The organism is Shewanella sp. 1CM18E (genome assembly GCF_023161665.1).
Taxonomy (GTDB): domain Bacteria; phylum Pseudomonadota; class Gammaproteobacteria; order Enterobacterales; family Shewanellaceae; genus Shewanella.
Genome location: NZ_JALNTW010000020.1, coordinates 18,038 through 42,278, shown reverse-complemented (window position 1 = coordinate 42,278; position 24,241 = coordinate 18,038). Strand labels below are relative to the sequence as shown.

Below are 24,241 nucleotides of genomic sequence, written 5' to 3'. Positions count from 1 at the left end.
GCGTCTTGCTAAAGCACGGAAGCAAAGCTGACCAATAGACAGCCAGACTTTAACCTGCATGAGCATCTTTTCATGGGAAGAAGCTTTATGACTATGTCACAGTGCTAATTTGTATTTATTGCTATGTTCAATTCAATGTTTGAATAAAAGCTATCAAACTCTCATTCAATCCCCTGCAATCTATCAAAAGACTTATTCTGTGCACTTTCATGCCGCTCGATTTGCGAGGTGTGTAAATATTGTGAGGTGGTATCGATACTTTCATGGCCTGCATCGGCTTGCACATGCGATAACGGTCTACCATTAATATTGATGTCATGGGTAATGCCTGTATGGCGAATATTATGAATACTTAGGCTGCGCATTTGCTCGGCATCACTCACAAAGCCGTCACGTTCGATACCATTAGCTGCATTTTCAATGATTTTGTCGACTTCTTCGCGAATTTGACGTATTCCCAGGTTAGCGTTAATCAAGCCTGCATCGCGCCCGCGCCCTGCGGCTTTTTGTCTGACGATTAACGGATGTTGCTCAGTTGCTGATGGGTAATCACTTAGCTTTAAGTAACGCCTGTAATCAACAAGTGCTGCTAACAATGCTTTAGAGATCGCCACACTTCTACTCTTACCGCCTTTACTTTTAGGGATATGGAATCGCCAAATACCGGTTTGGCTGTTGTGTTTAAATTGGCTCATCACCGGTGAATAGCCCGCCCTTGCCGACACTTCTGAAACGCGTAAGTAACATGAGTAAATAAGCTTAATTAAAAACAAGCTTCGCTGATGTAAATCGGGCTGCTCTTTGGCAAGCTTTTCAACGGTTGCCATAATGTAAGACCATTGCAACTCAGTGAACGCCAGTTGATTGTCATCGTCGCTATTTAATCGATACTTTCTGCTTGAAGAGAACCGACTTTTATTAAGCCACATTTGCGCTGGGTTTTTTTCGCAGTAATCTTCGCTCATCAAATAACTAAAGAAACTGGATAAGATCGCCACTTTGGTTTTAAGTGCACTGTCACTGAGAACATAAGGATTGGTCTTGCCATCGGTTTTACTGCCACGAAATGGTAGCCACACAGGATTAGGCGCCCTTTCACCGCTGTCTTTATCTTGCTTAAATTGCGCCACGTTAAAATAAGCGATCAGCGCTTGCGGCGGATGCTGGCAATAGTCCACGTATAAGCCGACTTCTTTGCGGCCGACTTGGCTGACGTTGAGCTGGGCGACATCAAAACACCAATGTAAAAACGTGGTTAATTCACTGCGATAAGCCTTGTAGTTATTTTCATTGTATTTCTGTTCGAACAACCAATCGGTTGCCAGCTCAAAAACCAAACCAGCTTCATCAAGCTTGGCTAGGCTCAATTGGGTGATGTGTTGATTGACGATTGGATTACCAAGCTGAATATAATCGATGGAATCAAAAAGCGGGATAACAGGTGGTAGTTGCATAAAACGGCGTCATATAAAATTAGCTATAAGCTCATTTTATACTGATTGGCGATAATCAGGAATTTTTAAAACAATATCAATAATGTGCTTTTACTTTACAGCAAAGTAAAAGCACTTTTTTACCCGTTAGATAAGTGACGCTTGTTTTATAGGCTTGTGTGACGAATTAAGCCCCTAGTGATAAAAGCCTTTAACTTATACGATTTTAGAGGTAAGAATATTCATTGATTCACTACACTGTGATTCCCTATTTAGGGATTCGCCACATAGTGACTTGCAGCTTTCCTGGCACTGCTTGTCACAATGAATTCGTTTTTCACAGCTCCAAAGGCAAAGCTGCCATACGGCTTGCTTGGTTTCTGAGTCTAAGCATTTAAAATCGGCTGCGCAGAGCACACCTTGTTGGATCAACTGGGCGATTTTGTCTTCAGGAAGACTAATATTTAACCGACGAGTTGGCGTTGCCATAATGTTATCTCCAAGGGCATTAAGGGCAAGAATTAAGTTCAATATACCTAAATGATAATGATTATCAACAACTCTTTTGCTGAATCGCTGCTGCCCTTTTAGGTTTTGTTGCTAACTGCTTATTTATTGGCGCCTTGGTTAGGCTTTAACCCGGATGATCGGCAAGGAAGTCAAAGGTCGTGAACACCTCCTCTCCACCACTTGTAAAACTCACTACAGTGCTCCAAACCATATAACCACTGCTGCATGAACCGTACACTAACTCACCTTGATAAACAGTTTTATCGGTTTGGGTTAAATTCACCGGGATAATGCCCATAAACATATCTCGGCCTTGTAGTTTTACTTTTAGATTTTCAACAGGCTTAGAAGTGTTAAGTGTTAGCGTCAATGGCTTTTCGCTTGGGGCTTGCCATGGGTTGACGCTTAACTGAATATCAACATCAGCAACAGTTTTGGCGCAAACGTCAGTTTTAAAACTACAAAGACTCGTATCTATAGGCTTTGGCGCTGTAAACTGCGGGTTATTAGGCTCGCAGCCTTGTAGAAACAACAGAGAAAAACCTGCTACTAAAAATCCTAATACTGCTGATTTGTGAGTAACTTGCACGATAATTAACCTTTATATCAATTGTTTTAACATTCTATGGATAACCTTGATCTAGATCAACTTATCACATCCCTTAAATCCTATCTTTTTTGATATAGCTCAAGTATCATGACGTTGCCTTGCTTTACTTCAATAAATGCAGGGTTACATATTGACAGAATACCCTTGTTTCCGATAGGAGGCTGAGGTTTATTTGTCATTTAATCGGGTAGAGTTTTTCTCTACAACAATAAGTATAAGTAATAAGCAGTGGAAGCAATATGATGAACCATTCCCAGCCTCAAGGCGCTGATTACAACTACACCGTCGTACGTCAATTCGCGTTAACCACAGTTTTGTGGGGAATTGTTGGTATGGCAGTAGGTGTACTAATCGCAGCTCAGTTAATCTGGCCGCAGCTAAACTTTGAAACCCCATGGTTAACGTATAGTCGTCTACGACCTCTACATACGAACGCCGTGATTTTCGCGTTTGGTACTTCAGCCCTTTTCGCCACATCCTATTATATCGTTCAACGCACCTGTCAAACTCGACTATTTGCACCTAAGTTAGCTGCATTTACGTTCTGGGGTTGGCAAGCCATCATTCTATCGGCAGCTATCAGCTTACCGCTTGGTATTACCAGTGGTAAAGAATACGCTGAACTAGAGTGGCCAATTGATATCGCAATTACCATTGTATGGGTCTCCTATGCTGTGGTGTTCTTCGGTACTATCGTCAAACGAACTACTTCCCACATCTACGTGGCAAACTGGTTCTTCGGTGCCTTTATTATTACCGTTGCTGTACTTCACATAGTTAACTCTATGGCTGTGCCGCTAACCATGACCAAGTCTTACTCACTTTATAGTGGTGCTGTAGATGCTATGGTTCAGTGGTGGTATGGTCACAACGCGGTAGGCTTCCTGCTTACAGCAGGCTTCCTTGGTATGATGTACTACTTTGTACCTAAGCAAGCTGGTCGCCCTGTTTATTCGTACCGTCTTTCTATTGTTCACTTCTGGGCACTAATTGCATTGTACATTTGGGCTGGTCCTCACCACCTTCATTACACTGCACTGCCAGACTGGACTCAGTCACTTGGTATGGTGATGTCACTGATCCTATTCGCTCCATCTTGGGGTGGTATGATTAACGGTATCATGACCCTATCTGGTGCATGGCATAAGCTTCGTACAGACCCAATCTTGCGCTTCTTAGTTGTTTCATTGTCTTTCTACGGTATGTCTACCTTTGAAGGCCCAATGATGGCAATCAAAACAGTTAACGCACTATCTCACTACACTGACTGGACTGTTGGACACGTTCACTCTGGTGCATTGGGCTGGGTTGCTATGGTGTCAATTGGTTCGCTATACCACTTGATCCCTGTTCTATTTGGCCACGGCCGTATGTACAGCACTAACCTGATTAACGTTCATTTCTGGTTGGCAACAATCGGTACTGTTCTTTATATCGTTTCAATGTGGATCTCTGGTGTAATGCAAGGTCTGATGTGGCGCGCAGTTAACTCTGACGGTACATTGACTTATAGCTTCGTAGAAAGCTTAGAAGCCTCTTACCCATTCTACTTTGTTCGTTTCCTAGGTGGTGTATTCTTCCTTACAGGTATGTTCTTAATGGCATACAACGTGATCCGTACTGTTAAGGCCCCTAAAGATTCTTTGCCAGCAATTGCTGAAGCAAAAGCAGCTTAAGGAGTAGATTCGATGAAATTTAATCACGAGATAGTTGAGAAAAACATCGGTCTATTAGGGATCTTTACTGTTATCGCAATCAGCTTTGGTAGCTTGGTTGAGATCACTCCCCTTTTATTCCAAGAAGACACAACTGAGCCGCTAGAAGGTCAAATCCCTTATACGGCGCTACAGATTGAAGGTCGCGATATTTACGTTCGTGAGGGTTGTTATAACTGTCACAGCCAAATGATCCGTCCTTTACGTGCTGAAACTGAACGTTACGGCCACTACTCTGTAGCGGGTGAATCAGTTTGGGATCACCCATTCCAGTGGGGTTCTAAGCGTACAGGTCCAGATTTGGCTCGTGTTGGTGGTCGTTATAGCGATAAATGGCATGAGGTTCACTTAATTGATCCGCGCGCTGTTGTACCGCAATCAAACATGCCTGCATATCCTTGGTTAGCTGATAACAAACTGACTGGTGATCTTACCGGTGAGAAGATGGATATCTTGCGTAAACTTCACCCAACTCACGACTTGTACACGGATGAAGAGATTGCTGGCGCTAAAGACGCAGTGAAAGATAAGACAGAGCTTGAAGCTTTGATTGCTTATCTACAATCACTTGGCCACGCGCTAAAATAAGGAGGCAAATATGGATTACGGCACATTACGTGGAGTGATAACCATAGTAGTAATGGTGACCTTCGTCGGTATATTTGCTTGGGCATATAGCTCGAGCCGAAAAAAGCAATTTGACGATGCAGCTAACTTGGTTTTCTCTGATGAGGAAATTAATACTGTATCGAACGGCTCAGGAGACAAAAAGTGATGAGTGACTTCTGGAGTTTATGGATTATCGTTCTTACGGTAATTGTAATCATTGGCTGTGTTGTTTTACTGCGTGCTTGTTCTAAGAACGACACTGGCATAGAAGAAGGCGAGTCAATGGGTCACACCTTTGACGGTATTGAAGAACTCAACAATCCACTGCCTAAGTGGTGGAGTTACATGTTCTACATTACCATCGTGTTCAGTGTGATTTATTTAGCACTTTACCCAGGTCTTGGTAGCTTTAAAGGCTTTTTAGGTTGGACAAGCTCAAACCAAAGCGTGCGTACGATTGAAGAATCGAAGCAAGCGGTTATTGATGCTCAAGCCGAAGGCCGCTGGGTTCAGTATGACCAAGAAGTAAAACATGCTGATGAAAAGTATGGCCCTATCTTTAAGGCTTATGCTGACACCCCACTTGAAGAGTTGGTTAAGAATGAAGAAGCGCTGAAAGTTGGCGGTCGTTTATTCTTACAAAACTGTGCAATGTGTCATGGTAGTGATGCTCGTGGTAGCAAAGGCTTCCCTAACCTAACTGACGATGCTTGGTTATATGGTGGTGAGCTAGCGACGATCAAAACCTCTATCATGGACGGTCGTCACGGTATGATGCCACCAAAAGGCGGTTTACCGATTGAAGACAGTGAGCTTGAAGGTCTAGCTGAGTATGTTGTTAAGCTATCTGGTCGTGAACACGATGCAGCGCTTGCAGCACAAGGCCAAGGTTCATTCATGAAAGGCTGTTTCGCTTGTCATGGTATGGACGGCACTGGTAACAAGTTTATGGGTGCACCTAACTTAACTGATAATGCTTGGGTTTACGGCGGTAGTCGTGGCGCAATTATCCAGTCTGTTAAGAATGGCCGTACAGGTGTAATGCCAGCTTGGAAAGATGTATTAGGTGAAGAAAAAGTTCACGTAATTACAGCTTACGTTTACAGCTTGTCTAACAAGTAATCACACCAGGTTAACACCGAGTGTAATATCAAGGCCTCGTCACAAACGAGGCCTTTTTTTTAAGTGATAACTCACACTTTTATGGGTAAAATGACGTTTCTTTTTTCCCAGAGTTTAACAACTATTCTAATAAGTAAAGGTGGTAAATAATGTCTACTCCACAACCCTGGTATAAGCAGTTTTGGCCTTGGTTTCTTATCATATTGCCGTTATGTGCCGTTGTTGCCAGTATCAACTTATTAATCGTTGCTATTGATAATCAAGATCCATTAGTGACTGAAGATTATTACAAAGAAGGTAAAGGAATTAATATTGACCTTCGTAAGATCAAGCAAGCAAAGCAACTAGGCATGAACTACCTACTTGAGTTTGACGACAAGTATGTTGAGATCTCACAGCATGGCGGCGACACTTACCTTGCTGCATTAAGTATTAGCTTTTTCCACCCAACACTAGCTGAACGTGATTTCTCTCAAATCGTCACGGCCGATGCAAATGGGGTTTATCGAATCGATTTAGCGCAGCCTATTTCAGGTCCTTGGGAAGTCAGAATTGAAGGTTATGATCAAACCTGGCGCATTCAGCAGCGCGTTGCATTAAAAGATGATCAAGAGTACTGGTTAAACTAAACCGCTTTCGCCCTAACCCGTTGCTATCGCAGCGGGTTTCAATCTTATAAAAAGAATCACATTTCATGAGTCAAGCAAACTGCTTTCATTGTAATGAACCTGTTTTAACAGGACAGCAATTTACCACCCGCATTAATGATGTTGAGCAGTTAATGTGTTGTCCAGGCTGCCAAGCTGTTTCGCAGGCAATTATCGATGCCGGACTAACCAACTATTATAAGTTCCGCACAGAACCTGGCAGCAAGCAAACTGCATTGGTCCCTGAGGAATTGTCTAACTTTAGCGCTTATGATCTCCCTGAAGTACAACAAGACTTTATTCAACAGCGCGACTCCTTAAGTGAAGTGTCACTGACAGTCGACGGTATTACCTGCGCTGCTTGTGCATGGTTGATTGAACATAAAATCAATAAACTTGAAGGTGTCGCCAAAATTCAAGTTAATTCTACAACCCAACGCGCGTTGATTGCTTGGGACAGCGAAACCATTAAGTTAAGTGAAATTCTTAACCAAATTAGCCAAATTGGTTATCAAGCGGCACCTTTTCAGGTAGATGAGCAAGAAACCAAAAGTAAGAAAGACAGCCGTAAATTCTTATTAAGACTCGGCCTTGCGGGCTTTGCCACCATGCAGGTGATGATGTTTGCCCTCGCCCTCTATTCTGGTTATTTCAACGATCTTGATACTGAGTACCGCGACTATTTCCGCTGGGTCAGCATGCTGTTTGCCGCACCAGTCGTATTCTATTCAGCTCAGCCGTTTTATTTTAGTGCAGTTCGCTCAATGCTAATGGGCAGACTCAATATGGACGTTTCTGTCAGTATCGCGATTTGCGGCGCTTATATCGCAAGTTGTATCGAAACAATTAATGGCACAGGTGAAGTCTATTTTGAATCTGTGTCCATGTTTACTTTCTTCTTGTTGTTAGGCCGTTTCTTTGAGCAAAACGCACGTCAAAAGGCATCTGTCAGTTCGAGTAATCTACATAAATTAGTACCGTTAACTGCTCAGTTAAAAACAACCGATGGTTTTGAAGAAGTGCCAGCAAAGCGTTTAGCGATTGGCGATGTAATCTTAGTTAAACCAGGTGAAGTCATCGCAGCCGATGGTGTGGTGGTTGAAGGCACGACTGCAGTTAATGAGGCTATGTTGACCGGTGAGCAAATGCCGCTTACTAAAGAGCTTGATGCTGAAGTTTTTGCTGGCACCATTAATATTGAGCAGCCCATACTGGTTAAGGTAACAGCCCTTGGACAAGATCAACTGGTTTCCGAGATCATTCGTCTGCAAGAAATAGCGTCTAACAATAAACCCAAAATTGCGTTATACGCCGATCGGTTTTCGAACTACTTTACAGCAGCAATTTTACTTATCGCAACACTCACTTATCTATTTTGGTATTTTTACTCACCTGAAGATGCGTTTTGGATCACCTTGTCTGTGCTTGTTGCAACCTGCCCTTGTGCCCTTGCTTTAGCAACGCCGACAGCGGTTACCTGCGGCACCGCGATTATGACTCGACTTGGTATTATCACCCGCCGCTCTGGTGTGTTTGAGCGCCTACCAAAAATTCAACATGTGGTTTTTGACAAAACCGGCACGCTAACATTAGGTTCACTGTCCATTGCCGAGGTCGAGCTTAGCGGCGAGCTTTCAAAGAAAGAAGCACTAACTTATATCGCCGCACTAGAGGCAGGCTCTTTACACCCGATAGCTAAAGCGTTTACGCCATTTTTTGATAAAAGCGATAACGTTAGCGACAGACAAAGCATTGTCGGCAATGGCCTATCAGGTTATGTGAATGGCCGCTTTTGCAAAGTGGGTAGCCAACAGTTTGTAAATGGCAGTAGTGACGTAGAAGATAGCACTACCATTTGGTTAAGCTGTGACGGCGTGCTCCAAGCTAAAGTCAGTTTAAATGATGAAGTGCGACCAGAAACAGAGCTTGCTGTTAAGCAACTAAAACAGATTGGTTGTAAGCTTAGTATCGCTAGTGGCGATAATTCGACAGAAGTTGTTGCTTTAGGCAAACGTCTTGGGATCAGTGATACCCATCAAGGCCTATCGCCTCAAGGTAAACTAGAACTGATAGACCAGTTCCAGCAGCATGGCCAAGTTGCTATGTTCGGCGATGGCATCAATGACGCGCCAGTTCTTGCCGGTGCCAACCTTTCTATTGCTATGGGTAGCGGCGCAGCTATATCAAAAAATAGTGCTGACATTATTCTATTAGGCGATAATCTGTCTCGTTTTGCTGATGCGGTTAACGTTGCTAAGCTCACCGGGCGCATTATCAAACAAAACTTATTCTGGGCGCTAGGGTATAATCTATTTATTATTCCTTTGGCGGTAACAGGTCACGTAGCGCCATATATTGCGGCAATTGGCATGTCTGCAAGTTCATTGATCGTTGTCAGCAATAGTCTTCGACTTCTTAAGGTTCGTTTATGAGCATTATCTATGTACTAATCCCAATCGCGATGATTTTTGTGTTGGTCGCTGTGGGCATTTTCTTCTGGGCGGTAAAATCAGATCAGTTTGATGATCTTGAAAAGCAAAGTGTTTCTATTTTGTTTGAAGATGATAAAGCCGGTAGCGATATAGCCGGGGCTAAAAACTCAGCATCAAACGCGGCCCAAACAAAAGATAACAACAATAATCCATCAAGCCCGAGTAACGATTAGTGGATGATTACAGTTTAATTGGTGCACTAATCGTTGGCTTGATGGGCGCTGGCCATTGTATTGGTATGTGCGGCGGTTTAGTTGGGGCGCTGTCAGCAAACCTGCCAAAGCAGCAAACCGGCAATGCGTTAGTCAATCAACTGGGCTACTTACTGAGTTATAACAGCGGCCGTATATTAAGTTATACAGCAGCCGGCGCCTTAGTCGGTGCAAGCACCAGTGCATTAGGTTTGATGTTTAATGCTGATATTTATCTGCTTGTGCTGCGCGTTTTTGCCGGCGTAATGATGATAATCACCGGGCTTTATATTGCACAAATCTGGGCCGGCGTTGTACAGATAGAACGCGCAGGCAAATGGCTTTGGCGCTTTATATCGCCAATCGCAAATCGTTTTATACCGATAAAAAATCGCAGCCATGCTTTTATCGCTGGCGGTTTATGGGGCTGGTTACCCTGTGGGCTGGTTTATAGCATGTTAACCTGGTCTGTTGCGGCTGGAAATGCTACAGATGGCGCGCTTATTATGTTGGCCTTTGGTGTAGGTACTTTACCAGCACTACTAAGTGCTGGTATTGCAGCGAGCAGCTTTAGCCGTTTAGTGCAGAAAAAAGCAGTACGAATGATAAGCGGTCTTGCTCTTATCGCATTTGGCATACAAACCTTGTACGTTGCTATCGGCCAGCTTAGCTAGCTCCAAATATCAAATTAGTTTACCATAGTAGATGAACAGTCAAAATTGAGAGAGACAATGTCAGCAGATAACAACAAGAATCGTCGCCAAATGGCTTCAGGATGCGCGATTCATTGTCATGATTGCAGTATGGGTACACTTTGTATTCCGTTTACGCTGAACTCTAATGAATTAGATCAGCTTGACGAGATCATTGAGCGTAAAAAACCCGTTCAAAAAGGCGAGCCTATTTTCAAATCTGGCGACCCACTTAAGTCTTTGTTTGCTATTCGTTCTGGCACAATCAAAAGCTATACCATTACCGAACAAGGCGATGAACAAATCACAGGTTTTCATTTAGCTGGTGATGTTATCGGTTTTGACGGCATTCATTCACAGTTTCACCAAAGCTTTGCACAAGCGCTTGAAACCTCAATGGTATGCGAAATTCCTTACACTACGTTAGATGAGCTTACAGGTAAAATGCCTAAGCTTAGACAACAAATAATGCGTTTAATGAGTAACGAGATCCAAAGTGATCAAGAGATGATTTTATTACTCAGTAAAAAGAATGCAGAAGAAAGACTTGCCGCATTTATTAGCAATCTCGCTAAGCGATTCGGTAGCCGCGGTTTTTCACCAAGAGAGTTTAGACTGACTATGACTCGTGGTGATATCGGTAATTATCTAGGCCTTACAGTTGAAACCATTAGTCGTTTACTCGGCCGCTTTCAAAAAGCTGAACTAATTGAAGTTAAAGGTAAATATATCACCATTTTAGATATTGACGCCTTAAGCGAACTATCTGGTAACAGCAATATCGCAAGATAGAAATTATTCGGCCAACCGCTTGATCTAAAACAATACAAATTCATCTTATTGGTGCAAGATGAAACTAGACGATATTAGATAAGGACCCGTTATGATGGATTATCAAAAACTCCTTGTGGTTGTCGATCCTACGACAGAAAAACAAGCGGCTCTTGCTAGAGCCGTTGAATTGGCGACTGAAAGCCAAGCCCAAATCACGGTCTTTCTATCCATTTTTGATTTCTCATATGAAATGACGTCAATTCTGTCTGGTCAAGAGCGTGAAGCCATGCGCGAAGGCGTGGTTAATCAACGTAAAGCTTGGCTTGCAGACATTGTAAAACCCTATACCAAAGACGGTGTAGTCATAAATCTTGAGGTTATTTGGCATAACCGCCCTTTCGAAAGCATCATTAAGTTTGCCATAGACAATGAGTTTGACCTTATTGTTAAAAGCACCCATGAACACGACAAACTTAAATCAGTGATCTTTACGCCAACCGATTGGCATCTTATGCGCAAAGCTCCTATCCCAGTGTTGTTAGTTAAAGAGCACGACTGGCCTGTAGCAGGTAAAATTGTTTGTGCCGTCAATGTTAGTGCTGAAGATGACGCAAACGAATCCCTCAATGGCAAAATCGTTGCACATGCGCTTAAACTTGCCAAACAATTCGATGCTCAAGTTCACCTCGTTAATGGCTATCCTGGTACTCCGGTTAATTTAGCTATCGAACTACCAGATTTCGACGCACACACTTATAGTGAAACCATTCGCTTACAGCATGAAGAAAGGATTAACTACCTTGCTAATGCTTATGGCATTGCCGTTGAAAATTGCCATGTGAAAGAAGGTTTACCTGAAGATGTCATTCCCGATCTCGCCGCTAAGCTCGATGCTGAATTAGTGATTTTAGGTACGATTGGTCGCACAGGCCTTTCAGCAGCATTAATCGGCAATACAGCTGAACATGTAATTGATAGCATTAACTGCGACCTACTTGCGATAAAGCCAGATGGCTATAAATCGCCATTAGAAGAGCTATAACCACTTTCTAGGCTTTACCAAAGCCCATTAAGCTGGAATAATACGCGCCCTGAACTATTGTGTACTAGGCGCGTTTTTTTATGTCCGAAGAATTAACTCCAAAACAAGTAACCCGCATGTCAAAACTACAGAAGCGTTTACGCGCTGAAGTGGGTCGTGCAATTGGTGATTACAACATGATTGAAAATGGCGATCGTGTTATGTGCTGTCTGTCAGGCGGTAAAGATAGTTACGCCATGCTTGATATTCTGTTGAATCTTCAGAAACGTGCACCAATCCAATTTGAAATTGTTGCGGTTAACCTAGATCAAAAGCAACCTGGTTTTCCTGAAGACATTTTGCCTGCATACTTAGACACACTAGGCGTTGCATACCATATTCTTGAAAAAGATACTTACTCTATCGTTAAAGAGAAGATCCCTGAAGGCAAAACGACTTGTTCATTATGCTCACGTCTACGTCGTGGTACGCTTTATGGTTTCGCACAAAAAATTGGCGCCACTAAAATTGCATTAGGCCACCATAGAGACGACATTATCGAAACCATGTTCCTCAACATGTTTTTCGCTGGCAAAATGAAAGCAATGCCTCCTAAGCTATTGTCTGATGATGGCGCAAACATGGTGATCCGTCCATTAGCTTATTGCCGCGAAAAAGATATTGCTGAATACGCAGGTTTAAAAGGCTTCCCTATTATTCCGTGTAACTTATGTGGTTCTCAAGAAAACCTAAAACGTGCTGCAGTTAAAGATATGCTTGTGCAGTGGGATAGGCAGCACCCAGGTCGTATTGAAACCATCTTTACCGCAATGCAGAATACCTCACCGTCACAAGGTGTTGACCGCGAGCAATTTGACTTCTTAGCATTGCAACGCGATCCTGATGCGCCTATGCGTGGTGATGTAGCAGAATCAGACTTGCCTGCTTTTGATTTTGTCGATGTAGCCAACAATGGCCACATTAACTTAGATGCGGCTTCACGCATTGATGTAGTCAGCACTTATACGCCAGACTAAGCGCTACTTTTAATTGAGTATGTGTTTCATATTTTAGCGTTTGAAATCTAACAGATACCTGTTTAATTGCACTAACTCAAATAATAAAAAAGCCCTGCAAAGCTATATGCCTTACAGGGCTTTTTGTTAACTCACGATTAGAACTGAAAAATTACTTTGCAGTCCAAGGGCTAATAACCTTAGGAGGTACCGATGTTTTTAAGCGTGATAAACCGTTTAACTCACTGGTTGTTAGGCGGTAGGTACCCGTAACTGGGATCGCTTTATCATCGATATATACAGTTGCATCGCCATCAAACTCGAGATTTAACCCTGCTATGTCAGCAGCAAAATAACGCATTGGAAAACCTTGCATACGGTCAAGTAAGGCATTCATTTCAGCAGCGACCTGCTGTAGCTCACTTTGGCTATATTCCTGCTTAGTATTTTTAGCTCGAACCTGCATAGCAATAGCGCAGGTATCAGCACTCCCTTGCACATCTAGGTTAATGAGCGCGCGATCAGATTTAAGCTGGCTGTCGTAAGGTAAGAATAGACGCTGATCTTTGGTGATCGTTAACGGAAATGAATCCTTTTCCGTTGTAATAGTGCCACTGTTGACATGGCAGCCATTGGCTTTTGAAACCGAAAAGGCAAGTTCAACCAGTTGATAGTTTCCTTTATTCACTTGTTTCAGGCGCTGATAAAAACCTTGATACTCAAGAGATATAGGCGCAGCTTGGCTTGCACTAGCAAAGCCTAATAAAATACAGCTAAACAGCAGTTGTTTTTTCATTGTTATCCACTAAAAATCGTTGGTTTTGGCGTAGCATTTCAAGTAGCTCATCAATGTAAGCTTCTTGACGCTCAGAGTAATTAATTAGTCCGTATACGAGATCTTGTGCTCGTGGCGTTTTGTTTTGTGCACGTAAATCAGCTCGAATTGAACGTAATAACGAGTAAGCAGCATTTGAATTTAAGTTGCGCATATATGAAGCTACTGAGTCTTCAACAGTCTTAAATAAGGCGACTTCGTGAGATAACCCTTGAGTTCGGGATTGCGGTACTAAACCACAACCTTTTCTAAAGCACCATTGGCCAAAAAAGTTAAGTCCTTCTCGTGCAAATCGTGACGTGCCCCAACCCGTTTCATTTGCTGCCTGGATAAGCACCATTTCTTCAGGAATAACATCAACCCGAACAAGCAATGTATCTATGTTAGCCAAGGTTAAACTTCTTAATGTGTATTGATACTTCTCTGAGATCTGCTGTAAACGGAACTCATCTGCATCGGTCAATTCTTTTGCGTTAACAATTTGATTGCGAATGTTGATTAGAAAGTCGCGTTCGTCCTGAATAACCGCATTTTGGTGTCTAATTGATGGTCTTAAAAAATCAAAAAAAGCGGCCTTTTTTTCGCTAACGACTTTAATTGCAGCAAAGTCAGGAACAACATTAGCCACGGCAGTATTTTTTACTGCTTTACCTAACTGTTGCACCTTTTCGTCTTCTGACGGAATAAAAACTATTTTGATCCAAAGGAATAGCACAATGACTAGCCCTATTGCGATGGTAAATAGACCAATTTTGCCTGTTTTCACTCATTCTCCTTTATCGAATTGAATGCAATACGTGATTTAAAGCTTTTTGCCATTATATGCTAGCTAGCCTTGATAATACATCGCGAAAATATTTGCGAATTTATGTATAATTCGTTTTTAACTCATTATTTTGGGTATTCAGGAAGGAGACCCCCTGCAATGAAATCAAATAGGCTGAATCAATACAATCATGTGGTAGCCATAGGTGGCGGACATGGTCTTGGCCGAGTTCTCTCAGCATTATCATTTTTAGGCCCAAAGCTTACAGGGATAGTAACGACTACAGATAACGGTGGCTCTACTGGTCGTCTTCGTGCGGAAAAAGATTGTATCGCATGGGGAGACCTACGTAACTGCTTAACTCAGTTAGCAAGACGACCATCGATTGGCTCGCTGCTATTTGAATACCGCTTTAACGGTGAAAGTGAATTAACCGGCCATAACCTTGGCAATTTAATGTTAATGGCGCTCGACGAGCTATGCGTTCGTCCTTTAGATGCAGTTAACTTGGTAAGAACCTTTTTAAATATTGATACGCGCCTTATCCCTATGTCTGAGGAGCCAACCCATCTTGTAGCAATGCAAGCCTGTGGTAAAAGCGTATTTGGCGAGACCAACGTTGATAAAATGCAGGATACACCTATTGCGCTTTCGCTCGATCCTCAAGTCGAAGCCACTAATGAAGCCTGCGAAGCGATAAAATCAGCAGAGCTCATTATATTGGGGCCTGGTAGCTTCTTAACGAGTGTCATGCCGCCACTACTATTACCTAGAATAGCTAATGCATTGGCGCAGTCTAACGCCGAAGTCATTTTAATCGACAACTTAACAAAAGAACCCTCTCCTATCGCAGATTGCAGTTTGGCGCAAAAAATCAGTTGGTGCCATCAAGTGCTTGGTCTCAAGATAATTGACCAAATTTTGTGTCATGGTGAGCACTCTTACCAAGATGGAAATGTCAGCTACTATCCGTTAAGAAGCAGCCATCATATAGGCTTACACGACCGACAAGCACTCGCTGACGCTTTATCTTATATGGTTAGTCAGAATGCTTGCTTAGCCGACGCGAATATTGAATCAGCTTAACTTACGCTGAAGCAACAATCGTTGAGGTTACAAATGACAAAAAAGGACCCTTAGGTCCTTTTTGAGTTTAGCGAGTAACTTACAGCACTTTGGCAATTGCTGCGCAAATCACTGGCATATTAGTCTTAGTCATACCTGCAACACTGATACGACCTGAGCCAACAATATAAACAGCAAACTCATCACGTAGACGGTTTACTTGCTCTTTGCTTAAGCCTGAAAAACTAAACATACCGTTTTGATTAGAAATAAAATCAAAGTTCTGGGTAACACCAGCAGCTTTTAGTGACTCAACAAACAGTGTACGCATTTCAGCAATACGCTCACGCATCTCTTGCAGCTCGTCATGCCATAATTGTTTAAGCGCCGCATCTTCTAGGATGGTGCTAACAATTAACGCACCGTGCGCTGGTGGGTTTGAATATGACGCGCGAATAGTGCTCTTAATTTGACTAAATGCGTTAACCGTTTCTTGGCTAGTTGAGCCAACTACCGTTACTGCTCCAATACGCTCATTATACAAACCGAAGTTTTTCGAGAATGAGTTTGCAACTATTAGCTCTGGTACTGTATTGGCAACAATTCGTAAGCCTTGTGCATCTTCTTCAACGCCAGCACCAAAACCTTGGTATGCAAAATCAAATAGTGGCACTAAGCCCTTAGCTAAACAAAGTTCAGCTATTTGTTGCCATTGCTGGTTATTTAAGTCGATACCTGTTGGGTTATGACAACAACCATGTAGCAGCACCAAATCACCTTGTTGCGCCGTTTCTAAATCGCTAACCATAGCATCGAAATCAAGAGAATGAGTTTCGGCCTTATAATAGGTGTATTCAGCGATTTCTAAGCCTGCGGTGCTAAAAATATTGTTATGGTTTGCCCAAGTTGGATTACTGATCCAGATCTTTTTAGAATCAGTGTGACGGACTAAAAATTCAGCTGCAACGCGTAAAGAACCTGTACCGCCCGGTGCTTGAGCAGTTAATGCACGGCTATCTGTAACAACACTATGCTCAGCACCAAACAATAAACTCTGAACAGCACGGTTGTAAGCTTCAACACCTTCCATGCCTAAGTAACTTTTGCTTTTTTCAGTCGCTAATAATTTTTCTTCAGCAAACTTAACTGATTTTAGGATAGGCGTCTGGCCGGATTCATCTTTATAAATACCAACACCTAAGTTCACTTTTTCTTCGCGAACGTCAGCTTTAAATGCATCTGTTAAGCCTAAAATTGGATCGGCTGGGGCCAGTTCAACCTGGGAAAATATCATGACGGCTTTCCTAAATATTAGAAGTGTAGGGTTTTCGCGTGTAGTTATAACATTGAAGCCTTTTCGGAGAAAGAGGCATTTAAGACTAATAGTAATAAATGCGGCTTAGGCAAAGGTTCCTTAATATATCCCCTACTTAACTGGCTATTTATCAATAATATCGAGCAATATCGACAAATGTGTAAATTCATCAAAGTGAATAAATTTTAAGTAAAAACACAGCTAGTTTGAAATTAAACTTAAACGTTATCAATATTATAAATAAACAATAAAAAAGCCTTCAACATTCGTTGAAGGCTTTTAATATTTCGTTGGGATCGCTAAAAATCGATTAACCGATTTTTTCTAAGCCGCCCATGTAACCGCGTAGTGCTTCAGGAACAGTGATTGAACCATCAGCATTTTGGTAGTTTTCAAGTACCGCAACGAGAGTACGACCTACTGCAAGGCCAGAACCGTTTAGCGTGTGTAGTAAGCTCGGCTTCTTATCGGCTTTGCCTTTGTAACGAGCTTGCATACGGCGGGCTTGGAAATCTTGCATGTTGCTGCAAGAAGAGATCTCACGGTAAGTATTTTGGGCTGGTAACCATACTTCGATATCGTATGTTTTAGCTGAGCCGAAGCCCATATCACCAGTACATAGCACAACAGTACGGTATGGTAGACCAAGTTTTTGCAATACAGTTTCAGCGTGAACAGTTAGCTCTTCTAATGCTTGCATTGAATCTTCAGGCTTAACTAGCTGAACCATTTCAACTTTGTCGAACTGGTGTTGACGAATTAAACCACGAGTATCACGGCCATAAGAACCCGCTTCGCTACGGAAACATGGAGTATGAGCGGCAAACTTAATTGGCAAGTCTTCTTCTTCGATGATTGCATCACGCACTAAGTTAGTTAGCGGCACTTCAGCTGTAGGGATTAGGCTTAGGCCTTGCCCTTCCTCAGTCGCTGGCTTAGTGTGGAAAAGATCTTCACCGAACTTCGGTAACTGACCAGTACCTAACAAGCTGTCTTCGTTCACCAGTAATGGCACATAAGCTTCTGTATAACCGTGTTCAGTTGTGTGCAGGTCAAGCATAAACTGAGCTAGTGCACGGTGCATACGAGCGATTTGACCTTTCATCACGATAAAACGTGAACCAGTGATTTTAACTGCGTTTTTAAAATCTAAACCTGATACGTTTTCACCTAGCTCAACGTGGTCTTTAACTTCAAAGTCGAATTCTTTTGGAGTACCCCAGCGACGAACTTCAACGTTCTCAGTTTCGTCAGCACCAATTGGCGCAGATTCGTCTGGCAGATTTGGCACACTCATAGCGATTGAGTTTAACTCTTCAAGTAACGATGCAAGTTCAACTTTCTTAGCATCAAGTTCTTCGCCTAGCGTACCGACCTTTGCCATAATTGGCGCAACATCTTCACCTTTAGCTTTAGCTTGACCAATCGATTTAGAAATAGCGTTACGCGATGCTTGTAACTCTTCAGTCGCAACTTGTAGCGACTTGCGCTTTTCTTCAAGCTTGCTTAGACGTTCAACATCTAAAATAAATCCGCGGGTAGCTAAACGCTCGGCGGTAACTTCTAATTCATTACGTAAATATTTTGGATCTAGCATATTTTATTATCTTAATAGTTAAAAACGAGAAAACACTAATTGTTGTCCGAGATACACGACGAATATACACACGCCAACATTAACAACAACATTCAATATGGCTTTTACCAAATAACCTTCTTGCATCAGCAATAAAGTTTCATTGGAAAAAGTTGAAAACGTAGTGAGAGCACCTAGCATACCCACACCAATAAACGCCTTAATCTCTGGGCTAAGTTCGCTTACTTGGCCAAGGGCAAAAATCACCCCCATTAGAAACGAACCTAAGATATTGACCATCAGTGTACCAAAAGGAAATCCACTACCAAATACCTGAAGCATCAATAATGAGATAAGATAACGAAAAACTGCACCAATTGATCCGCCTAAGGCGACAAAAAGAACATTATTCATATCTTTTGACCTCACTTTGTTCATCTAAATGCTTTAGTTGCGCCAACTTATCTTTAATACGCTTTTCAAATCCACGTTCGGTTGGATAGTAAAAACGCTGTTCACCTAGCGCAGCTGGCAAGTATTTTTCACCGCTGGCGTATGCATTAGGCTCGTCGTGGGCATAACGATAACCTTGTCCATAGCCAATTTCTTTCATCAGTTTAGTTGGCGCATTACGCAGGTGCTCGGGTACTGGTTCATGCCCTGTTTCTCGAGCAAGCTGCCGAGCCTGAGCAAATGCGGTATAAACCGCGTTACTTTTTGGTGCACTTGCTAAATATAGCACTGCTTGTGCAATCGCTCGCTCGCCTTCTGATGGCCCGACTCGGTGAAAACACTCCCAAGCATTAACGGCAACTGTCATCGCCATAGGATCTGCGTTACCAATATCTTCCGATGCGATAGCCAGTAAACGCCTGCCGATATATAAAGGGTCGCAACCGCCTTCTAACATACGGCAATACCAATAAAGCGCTGCATCAGGCGCTGAACCACGAATGGATTTATGTACTGCGGAAATTAAGTCGTAATACTGATCGCCGTTTTTATCAAAACCCGCAAGCTGTTGCCCAGCGACTTCAATAATCATTTGCTCGGTGAATGCTTCACCATCTTTGAGCATATCGCTCATCAACTCGACTAAATTAAGTGCTTTTCGAGCATCACCGTCACAGGTTTGTGCAAGCTTAATTGCCACATCGGGTGGCATTAATAACTTGCGTTTACCTAAGCCGCGCTCTTCATCTTCAAGCGCTTGCTGCACTATTTGGGTGATCTCTTGTGGCTCGAGCTGCTTGATTAAATAAACTCGAGCTCGAGACAGCAGTGCGTTATTGATTTCAAATGACGGGTTTTCAGTGGTCGCTCCGATAAAAATAACCGTGCCATCTTCAATAAATGGCAAGAAGGCATCTTGCTGGCTTTTATTGAATCTATGCACTTCATCAACGAATAGCAGTGTACGTTGCCCCCGAGATTGGGCGACACTTTTAGCGTGCTCAATAGCGCTACGGATCTCTTTAACGCCCGAGGTTACCGCTGAAATCCGCTCTACATGTGCATTAGCATAATGCGCGACGAGCTCTGCAAGTGTCGTTTTACCTGTACCTGGCGGCCCCCAAAACATCATAGAGTGAGCACGACCTGCCTCTAGGGCTTGGCGCAATGGCTTGCCCTCACCTAAGAGGTGCGCCTGACCAATATATTGCTCTAACTTTTCAGGCCGCATACGCGCGGCCAATGGTCTAAAATCCGGTGCAAAATCGAAGCTAAAACTAGACACTTTGAACTCTTAATTAGTTAATTTTAAGCGTTGATCGTCAATATCAACGTCATCTGGAACAATAAACTTAAATAGATCTTTATCTTGCTCGGCAATCACATGCTGATCCGTCAGTGTAAAGTCACTGATATTGCCTTGCTGATCGGTTAAGACCATTTGGGTCAGTTCAGTACCATTGAAGCAGACTTGTACTTCAGACACGCCGCTATCTGTGTCCTTAGGGCTAATATCAAAACAATTATTGCTTTGAGTAACATTATATTGTGACCAAGTTGAATCATCAGAATGAACTAGCAATGCGATAGGAGATGCATTAATTGCTTGATTTATGTCCATCACAGATACTTCTTCTGCAAAAGGGTTATAAACCCAAACATCAGTACCGTCGGCGACAATAAGTGATTCATCTGGCGCGGTTAAATGCCAGTAGAATTGATTTGGTTGTGAAAGCGCAAATACTCCCTCACCTGTTTGAATCACTTTGTCATTAATGTCAGTTACTTTTTGGTTGAAGTTAGCTTTTAAACTGCTAATTTCGGCCAACTTAAGTTTTAAATCGTCCGACGCAGATGCAAATGCTGAAGTTTGGCAAAACATAGGCAGGCTTAGCATTGCAATAGTTAGTATTTTTTTCATTTTAGTCTCCGAGTTAACCCCTTTTTGGGGTTAACACTGAAATAATTCTTTGGTGATATTCTCAATGTAACTATACGTAATCTTTTGGTGGTGGTGGCGCAAGTACTTCACGATTACCATTATGACCTTGGGCACTTACCACGCCTTGAAGTTCCATCTGCTCAATAATACGTGCAGCACGGTTATAACCAATCTTAAATTTACGTTGTACACTTGAAATCGAGCCGCGACGAGTTTGGGTTACAAATGCCACAGCTTCATCATATAAAGCATCAACGTCTTCTTCAGACTCACTTGCTTCACCCGGCAGCAAGACTTGCTCTCCTTCCGCAGAGCCTTGTAAAATTTCATCTATATACTGTGGCTTGCCACGAGCATGCCAATCGGCAACTACTTTATGAACTTCATGATCATCGATAAATGCACCATGTACTCGGTTAGGTACGCTTGTGCCTGGAGGTAGATAAAGCATGTCACCCATACCGAGTAACGTTTCAGCACCTTGCTGATCCAAAATGGTTCTTGAGTCTATGCGAGAAGAAACTTGGAACGCCATACGAGTTGGAATGTTTGCTTTAATCAAACCAGTGATAACATCAACCGATGGTCTTTGTGTTGCCAAAATCAAATGGATACCTGCAGCACGTGCTTTCTGGGCAATACGTGCAATGAGCTCTTCTACTTTTTTACCGACAATCATCATCATGTCAGCAAATTCGTCAACGACAACAACAATTGAAGGCAGTTTATCAAGCTCTGGTGCTTCTGCGTCCATACTGTCAGAGGCTTTCCAAAGTGGGTCGACAATTGGTTGTCCAGCAGCTTTTGCTTCTTTAATTTTTGCGTTGTAACCTTTTAAGTTACGCACGCCAAGCGCAGACATCAATTTATAGCGACGCTCCATCTCCCCAACGCACCATCTTAATGCGTTAGACGCTTCTTTCATGTCGGTTACTACCTCACATAATAAGTGCGGGATCCCTTCATAAACGGATAATTCAAGCATCTTAGGGTCAATCATAATAAAGCGCACGTCATCAGGGCCTGACTTATAAAGCAGGCTGGTGATCATTACGTTTACACCTACTGATTTACCAGAACCTGTTGTACCCGCTACCAGTAAGTGTGGCATTTTACCAAGGTCAACAATAACGGGTTTGCCGCCGATATCTGCGCCTAGCACCATACTTAAATGTGATGGATCGTCCCTAAACTCAGCGCAATCGAGCACATCACGCATGAATACGGTTTCACGGAACTTATTAGGTAACTCGAGACCCACATATGCTTTACCAGGGATAACTTCAACAACACGTACGTTTTCAGCTAACAGGGAGCGCGCCAAATCTTTTGAAAGGTTGGTAATTTTCGACGCTTTAATACCCGGTGCTAATTCTAGCTCGAAGCGTGTTACAACTGGGCCTGGATATACTCCAACTACGTTAGCAGTAATGTTAAAGTCAGCCAGCTTTACTTCTACCAGTTTACCGATTTGTTCGAGTTCTTCTTCGCTAATTGGATTTTTCTTACGATCAGGTATATCAAGTAATGAAATACAAGGTAACGGTGTTAATGGCGCACGTTGTTGCTCTTCCTCTTGACCAGGAAGTACAACAATACCATCAACAATCTTTACTTTATCATTTGCATTAGCGCTAGACGCTGCCGGGGCAGAATGACTTGTAGCTGCAGGTATGCTGGCCGAGCCAACTGAAGTTGTGTTATCAAAATCGATAATTTCTACATCAGATTGATGCTCTGCAGTGTGGGCAACCCATGGCGCAGGGACTTCCGCTTCTTGCTCACTCTCAATAGGCAAAATACTATTAACTATCTTAGGCTCAACTCTTGCCTCGCCTGTTGACGCTAACTTAGGTTCAACTCGATTAACACTTGTTTGCTTAGCTTTGGTTTCAACAATAGAAGCGCGCTGTTTGTCATCATGGTCTTCTTCATCGTCATATTCATCATCGTCAGCCTCTTCATGCTGGGCATTGCGACGTTCTTTAAATCGTTCTACAACTGATAAAAAACCACGAGTATCTTCAGTGTCACCGATATCTGGTTTAAAGCGACTAGGTAAATTCTTAATTGCTTTAAATAGCCATATAGTTGCATAGCCTGTCATATCAATAACAGTCAACCAACTAATGCCAGTTAATAATGTAAAACCTGCACCGACAAAACACAGTAAAAGTAGTGTGGTACCTAGTTTATTAAAGTACGGTAGCATCGCCTCAGCTATGACATCACCAGCGACTCCGCCTGCAGAAAATCCATAAATGCCATTAGCATTCATACTTCCTAGTGCAGCAAGGCTTAGTACGATTAATAAAAAACCAATTAATCGAAGTCCAACTGAAAAGTAGTCTATTTCCAGCAACTTATGCGTTCGCTTAAATAACAACCAGCCTGTTAGGGCGATAATAATGGGAATGATATAGGCACAATAACCAAAGAAATAAAACAGCACATCAGCAAGCCATGCCCCTACTGCGCCGGTTAGGTTTTGAATTTCACCGTCAAAATGCGACTGACTCCAACCTGGATCAGATGAGTGAAAACTGCTTAATGCGATTAAGACGTAGGTTGCTAACATGCAACAAATAATAAGACTACCTTCCAGTAATCGTTGAATACCAGATAGGGTTTTAACGCTATTTCCCTTGGACAATGGAAAACCTACACTAAAAAATGTTAATTAGGGACAAGATACCAGAATTTAAGACTTTTTGCAGCGTTTGCTACTTTCACTTATGGTTGCATAACTATTCACTAGGGGATTTTGCAACACTTTGTATCATTCATCGTTTTCGATAAAAAAAGGGCCTGAAAGGCCCCTTTTACCAGCAAAGACTAATATTTACAGTTCAGTAACTGTATTAATCGCAACACGATTAGTTTGCTTAACTTCTTCCATTACAACATAAGTACGAGTGTCTGAAACCGCTGGCAATTTAAGTAGTGTTTCACCTAAAAGACGGCGATATGCAGACATATCTGATACTCGTGTTTTAAGTAAGTAGTCGAAATCACCAGATACCAGGTGACATTCTTGAATATCATCTAGTAATTGAACTGCTTTGTTAAACTTATCAAACACTTCAGCAGTATCACGATTCAAAGTGATCTCAACGAATACCAATAAAGATGCGCCCAAGTAATGTGGGTTAACTAAAGCTGTATATCCTTTGATATACCCCTGTTTTTCAAGTCTTTTTACTCGTTCCAGACAAGGGGTTGGACTTAATCCTACACGTTTAGATAACTCTACGTTCGAAATTCGGCCATCAATTTGTAATTCATTAAGTATATTTCTATCTATACGATCTAAGTCTTTTATAGGACTCTTTTTATTATTAACCATATTTATAACCCTGGTTGTCGTTAACAACGATATTATTAACTGCTTAAGCAAAAACTTCAGCAGCATAAACTACGGAATGAATACTATACTAGATTTCCCTGAAACATTCAC

Annotated in this window: 24 protein-coding genes; 12 read left to right on the top strand and 12 right to left on the bottom strand. The window is 42.3% G+C overall.

The features are described from left to right. Positions 1-161 precede the first annotated feature (161 nt). The 3 genes from MSG37_RS19115 to MSG37_RS19105 form a co-directional block, all read right to left on the bottom strand. Entirely contained in the window at positions 162-1,454 is a 1,293-nt protein-coding gene (locus tag MSG37_RS19115) for a site-specific integrase (RefSeq protein ID WP_248472262.1), read from the bottom strand. Positions 1,455-1,649: 195 nt separating this feature from the next. Further along, positions 1,650-1,922 carry a hypothetical protein gene (locus MSG37_RS19110; protein ID WP_248472261.1) on the bottom strand — a complete coding sequence of 91 codons (273 nt, stop codon included), beginning with the start codon at positions 1,920-1,922 and terminating at the stop codon, positions 1,650-1,652. A gap of 145 nt (positions 1,923-2,067) precedes the next feature. Further along, positions 2,068-2,532 carry a hypothetical protein gene (locus MSG37_RS19105; protein ID WP_248472260.1) on the bottom strand — a complete coding sequence of 155 codons (465 nt, stop codon included), beginning with the start codon at positions 2,530-2,532 and terminating at the stop codon, positions 2,068-2,070. Positions 2,533-2,792: 260 nt separating this feature from the next. On the opposite strand from MSG37_RS19105, the gene ccoN reads away from it, so the two are divergent. From ccoN to ttcA, 11 genes are all read left to right on the top strand, one after another. Next, positions 2,793-4,229: a cytochrome-c oxidase, cbb3-type subunit I gene (gene ccoN, locus MSG37_RS19100; protein WP_248472259.1), complete on the top strand. Its 1,437-nt coding sequence runs from the start codon at positions 2,793-2,795 to the stop codon at positions 4,227-4,229. A 12-nt stretch (positions 4,230-4,241) separates the two neighbouring features. Next, a complete protein-coding gene (gene ccoO / locus MSG37_RS19095; RefSeq protein WP_248472258.1) occupies positions 4,242-4,856 on the top strand; it encodes a cytochrome-c oxidase, cbb3-type subunit II in 615 nt (204 codons plus the stop codon). A 10-nt stretch (positions 4,857-4,866) separates the two neighbouring features. Further along, a complete protein-coding gene (locus MSG37_RS19090) occupies positions 4,867-5,043 on the top strand; it encodes a cbb3-type cytochrome c oxidase subunit 3 (RefSeq protein ID WP_248472257.1) in 177 nt (58 codons plus the stop codon). Next, a complete protein-coding gene (ccoP, locus tag MSG37_RS19085; protein ID WP_248472256.1) occupies positions 5,043-5,999 on the top strand; it encodes a cytochrome-c oxidase, cbb3-type subunit III in 957 nt (318 codons plus the stop codon). Before MSG37_RS19090 ends, ccoP begins: the two co-directional genes overlap by 1 nt. 149 nt (positions 6,000-6,148) lie before the next feature. Beyond that, positions 6,149-6,628, top strand: a complete 480-nt coding sequence (locus MSG37_RS19080) for a FixH family protein (RefSeq protein ID WP_248472255.1) — start codon at positions 6,149-6,151, stop codon at positions 6,626-6,628. 65 nt (positions 6,629-6,693) lie between these two features. Continuing rightward, on the top strand, positions 6,694-9,078 hold the full coding sequence (locus tag MSG37_RS19075) for a heavy metal translocating P-type ATPase metal-binding domain-containing protein (protein WP_248472254.1): 2,385 nt from the start codon (positions 6,694-6,696) through the stop codon (positions 9,076-9,078). Beyond that, positions 9,075-9,311, top strand: coding sequence for a cbb3-type cytochrome oxidase assembly protein CcoS (gene ccoS / locus MSG37_RS19070; RefSeq protein ID WP_248472253.1), 237 nt, complete (start codon positions 9,075-9,077; stop codon positions 9,309-9,311). The genes MSG37_RS19075 and ccoS overlap by 4 nt, the downstream gene beginning before the upstream one ends. Beyond that, on the top strand, positions 9,311-10,003 hold the full coding sequence (locus tag MSG37_RS19065; protein ID WP_248472252.1) for a sulfite exporter TauE/SafE family protein: 693 nt from the start codon (positions 9,311-9,313) through the stop codon (positions 10,001-10,003). The genes ccoS and MSG37_RS19065 overlap by 1 nt, the downstream gene beginning before the upstream one ends. A 57-nt stretch (positions 10,004-10,060) precedes the next feature. Further along, positions 10,061-10,813, top strand: a complete 753-nt coding sequence (etrA, locus tag MSG37_RS19060; RefSeq protein WP_028768953.1) for an electron transport transcriptional regulator EtrA — start codon at positions 10,061-10,063, stop codon at positions 10,811-10,813. A gap of 91 nt (positions 10,814-10,904) precedes the next feature. After that, positions 10,905-11,837, top strand: a complete 933-nt coding sequence (gene uspE / locus MSG37_RS19055) for a universal stress protein UspE (protein WP_248472251.1) — start codon at positions 10,905-10,907, stop codon at positions 11,835-11,837. A gap of 80 nt (positions 11,838-11,917) precedes the next feature. Beyond that, complete coding sequence (gene ttcA / locus MSG37_RS19050) at positions 11,918-12,853, top strand: tRNA 2-thiocytidine(32) synthetase TtcA (RefSeq protein ID WP_248472250.1); 936 nt, start codon at positions 11,918-11,920, stop codon at positions 12,851-12,853. Positions 12,854-13,004: 151 nt separating this feature from the next. Here the strand turns inward: ttcA and MSG37_RS19045 are convergent, their stop codons facing one another. Then, positions 13,005-13,628, bottom strand: a complete 624-nt coding sequence (locus MSG37_RS19045; protein WP_248472249.1) for a DUF2987 domain-containing protein — start codon at positions 13,626-13,628, stop codon at positions 13,005-13,007. Continuing rightward, the gene (locus MSG37_RS19040) at positions 13,606-14,433 is read right to left on the bottom strand and encodes a glucosaminidase domain-containing protein (protein ID WP_248472248.1); all 828 of its coding nucleotides are present in this window, start codon (positions 14,431-14,433) and stop codon (positions 13,606-13,608) included. The genes MSG37_RS19045 and MSG37_RS19040 overlap by 23 nt, the downstream gene beginning before the upstream one ends. Before the next feature lie 159 nt (positions 14,434-14,592). Between MSG37_RS19040 and yvcK the strand changes: the two genes are divergently transcribed. Next, complete coding sequence (gene yvcK / locus MSG37_RS19035) at positions 14,593-15,519, top strand: uridine diphosphate-N-acetylglucosamine-binding protein YvcK (RefSeq protein ID WP_248472247.1); 927 nt, start codon at positions 14,593-14,595, stop codon at positions 15,517-15,519. Between the two features lie 79 nt (positions 15,520-15,598). Here the strand turns inward: yvcK and MSG37_RS19030 are convergent, their stop codons facing one another. The 7 genes from MSG37_RS19030 to lrp form a co-directional block, all read right to left on the bottom strand. Further along, positions 15,599-16,792, bottom strand: a complete 1,194-nt coding sequence (locus MSG37_RS19030; RefSeq protein WP_248472246.1) for an amino acid aminotransferase — start codon at positions 16,790-16,792, stop codon at positions 15,599-15,601. Between the two features lie 331 nt (positions 16,793-17,123). Then, on the bottom strand, positions 17,124-18,410 hold the full coding sequence (serS, locus tag MSG37_RS19025) for a serine--tRNA ligase (protein ID WP_248472245.1): 1,287 nt from the start codon (positions 18,408-18,410) through the stop codon (positions 17,124-17,126). A gap of 18 nt (positions 18,411-18,428) precedes the next feature. Continuing rightward, on the bottom strand, positions 18,429-18,803 hold the full coding sequence (gene crcB / locus MSG37_RS19020; protein WP_248472244.1) for a fluoride efflux transporter CrcB: 375 nt from the start codon (positions 18,801-18,803) through the stop codon (positions 18,429-18,431). Beyond that, entirely contained in the window at positions 18,796-20,127 is a 1,332-nt protein-coding gene (locus MSG37_RS19015) for a replication-associated recombination protein A (RefSeq protein ID WP_248472243.1), read from the bottom strand. Before MSG37_RS19015 ends, crcB begins: the two co-directional genes overlap by 8 nt. Before the next feature lie 9 nt (positions 20,128-20,136). After that, positions 20,137-20,763, bottom strand: a complete 627-nt coding sequence (gene lolA / locus MSG37_RS19010) for an outer membrane lipoprotein chaperone LolA (RefSeq protein ID WP_248472242.1) — start codon at positions 20,761-20,763, stop codon at positions 20,137-20,139. A gap of 70 nt (positions 20,764-20,833) precedes the next feature. After that, on the bottom strand, positions 20,834-23,437 hold the full coding sequence (locus tag MSG37_RS19005) for a DNA translocase FtsK 4TM domain-containing protein (RefSeq protein WP_248472241.1): 2,604 nt from the start codon (positions 23,435-23,437) through the stop codon (positions 20,834-20,836). Positions 23,438-23,626: 189 nt separating this feature from the next. Beyond that, the gene (gene lrp, locus MSG37_RS19000) at positions 23,627-24,130 is read right to left on the bottom strand and encodes a leucine-responsive transcriptional regulator Lrp (RefSeq protein ID WP_028768941.1); all 504 of its coding nucleotides are present in this window, start codon (positions 24,128-24,130) and stop codon (positions 23,627-23,629) included. Positions 24,131-24,241 lie beyond the last annotated feature (111 nt).

What these genes read in the sequence shown, in the direction of transcription:
- MSG37_RS19115 (WP_248472262.1), bottom strand. Translation starts at nt 1,454, where the DNA reads ATGCAACTACCACCTGTTATCCCGCTTTTTGATTCCATCGATTATATT.
- MSG37_RS19110 (WP_248472261.1), bottom strand. Translation starts at nt 1,922, where the DNA reads ATGGCAACGCCAACTCGTCGGTTAAATATTAGTCTTCCTGAAGACAAA.
- ccoN (WP_248472259.1), top strand. Translation starts at nt 2,793, where the DNA reads ATGATGAACCATTCCCAGCCTCAAGGCGCTGATTACAACTACACCGTC.
- ccoO (WP_248472258.1), top strand. Translation starts at nt 4,242, where the DNA reads ATGAAATTTAATCACGAGATAGTTGAGAAAAACATCGGTCTATTAGGG.
- MSG37_RS19090 (WP_248472257.1), top strand. Translation starts at nt 4,867, where the DNA reads ATGGATTACGGCACATTACGTGGAGTGATAACCATAGTAGTAATGGTG.
- ccoP (WP_248472256.1), top strand. Translation starts at nt 5,043, where the DNA reads ATGAGTGACTTCTGGAGTTTATGGATTATCGTTCTTACGGTAATTGTA.
- MSG37_RS19080 (WP_248472255.1), top strand. Translation starts at nt 6,149, where the DNA reads ATGTCTACTCCACAACCCTGGTATAAGCAGTTTTGGCCTTGGTTTCTT.
- MSG37_RS19075 (WP_248472254.1), top strand. Translation starts at nt 6,694, where the DNA reads ATGAGTCAAGCAAACTGCTTTCATTGTAATGAACCTGTTTTAACAGGA.
- ccoS (WP_248472253.1), top strand. Translation starts at nt 9,075, where the DNA reads ATGAGCATTATCTATGTACTAATCCCAATCGCGATGATTTTTGTGTTG.
- etrA (WP_028768953.1), top strand. Translation starts at nt 10,061, where the DNA reads ATGTCAGCAGATAACAACAAGAATCGTCGCCAAATGGCTTCAGGATGC.
- uspE (WP_248472251.1), top strand. Translation starts at nt 10,905, where the DNA reads ATGATGGATTATCAAAAACTCCTTGTGGTTGTCGATCCTACGACAGAA.
- ttcA (WP_248472250.1), top strand. Translation starts at nt 11,918, where the DNA reads ATGTCCGAAGAATTAACTCCAAAACAAGTAACCCGCATGTCAAAACTA.
- MSG37_RS19045 (WP_248472249.1), bottom strand. Translation starts at nt 13,628, where the DNA reads ATGAAAAAACAACTGCTGTTTAGCTGTATTTTATTAGGCTTTGCTAGT.
- yvcK (WP_248472247.1), top strand. Translation starts at nt 14,593, where the DNA reads ATGAAATCAAATAGGCTGAATCAATACAATCATGTGGTAGCCATAGGT.
- MSG37_RS19030 (WP_248472246.1), bottom strand. Translation starts at nt 16,792, where the DNA reads ATGATATTTTCCCAGGTTGAACTGGCCCCAGCCGATCCAATTTTAGGC.
- serS (WP_248472245.1), bottom strand. Translation starts at nt 18,410, where the DNA reads ATGCTAGATCCAAAATATTTACGTAATGAATTAGAAGTTACCGCCGAG.
- crcB (WP_248472244.1), bottom strand. Translation starts at nt 18,803, where the DNA reads ATGAATAATGTTCTTTTTGTCGCCTTAGGCGGATCAATTGGTGCAGTT.
- lolA (WP_248472242.1), bottom strand. Translation starts at nt 20,763, where the DNA reads ATGAAAAAAATACTAACTATTGCAATGCTAAGCCTGCCTATGTTTTGC.
- lrp (WP_028768941.1), bottom strand. Translation starts at nt 24,130, where the DNA reads ATGGTTAATAATAAAAAGAGTCCTATAAAAGACTTAGATCGTATAGAT.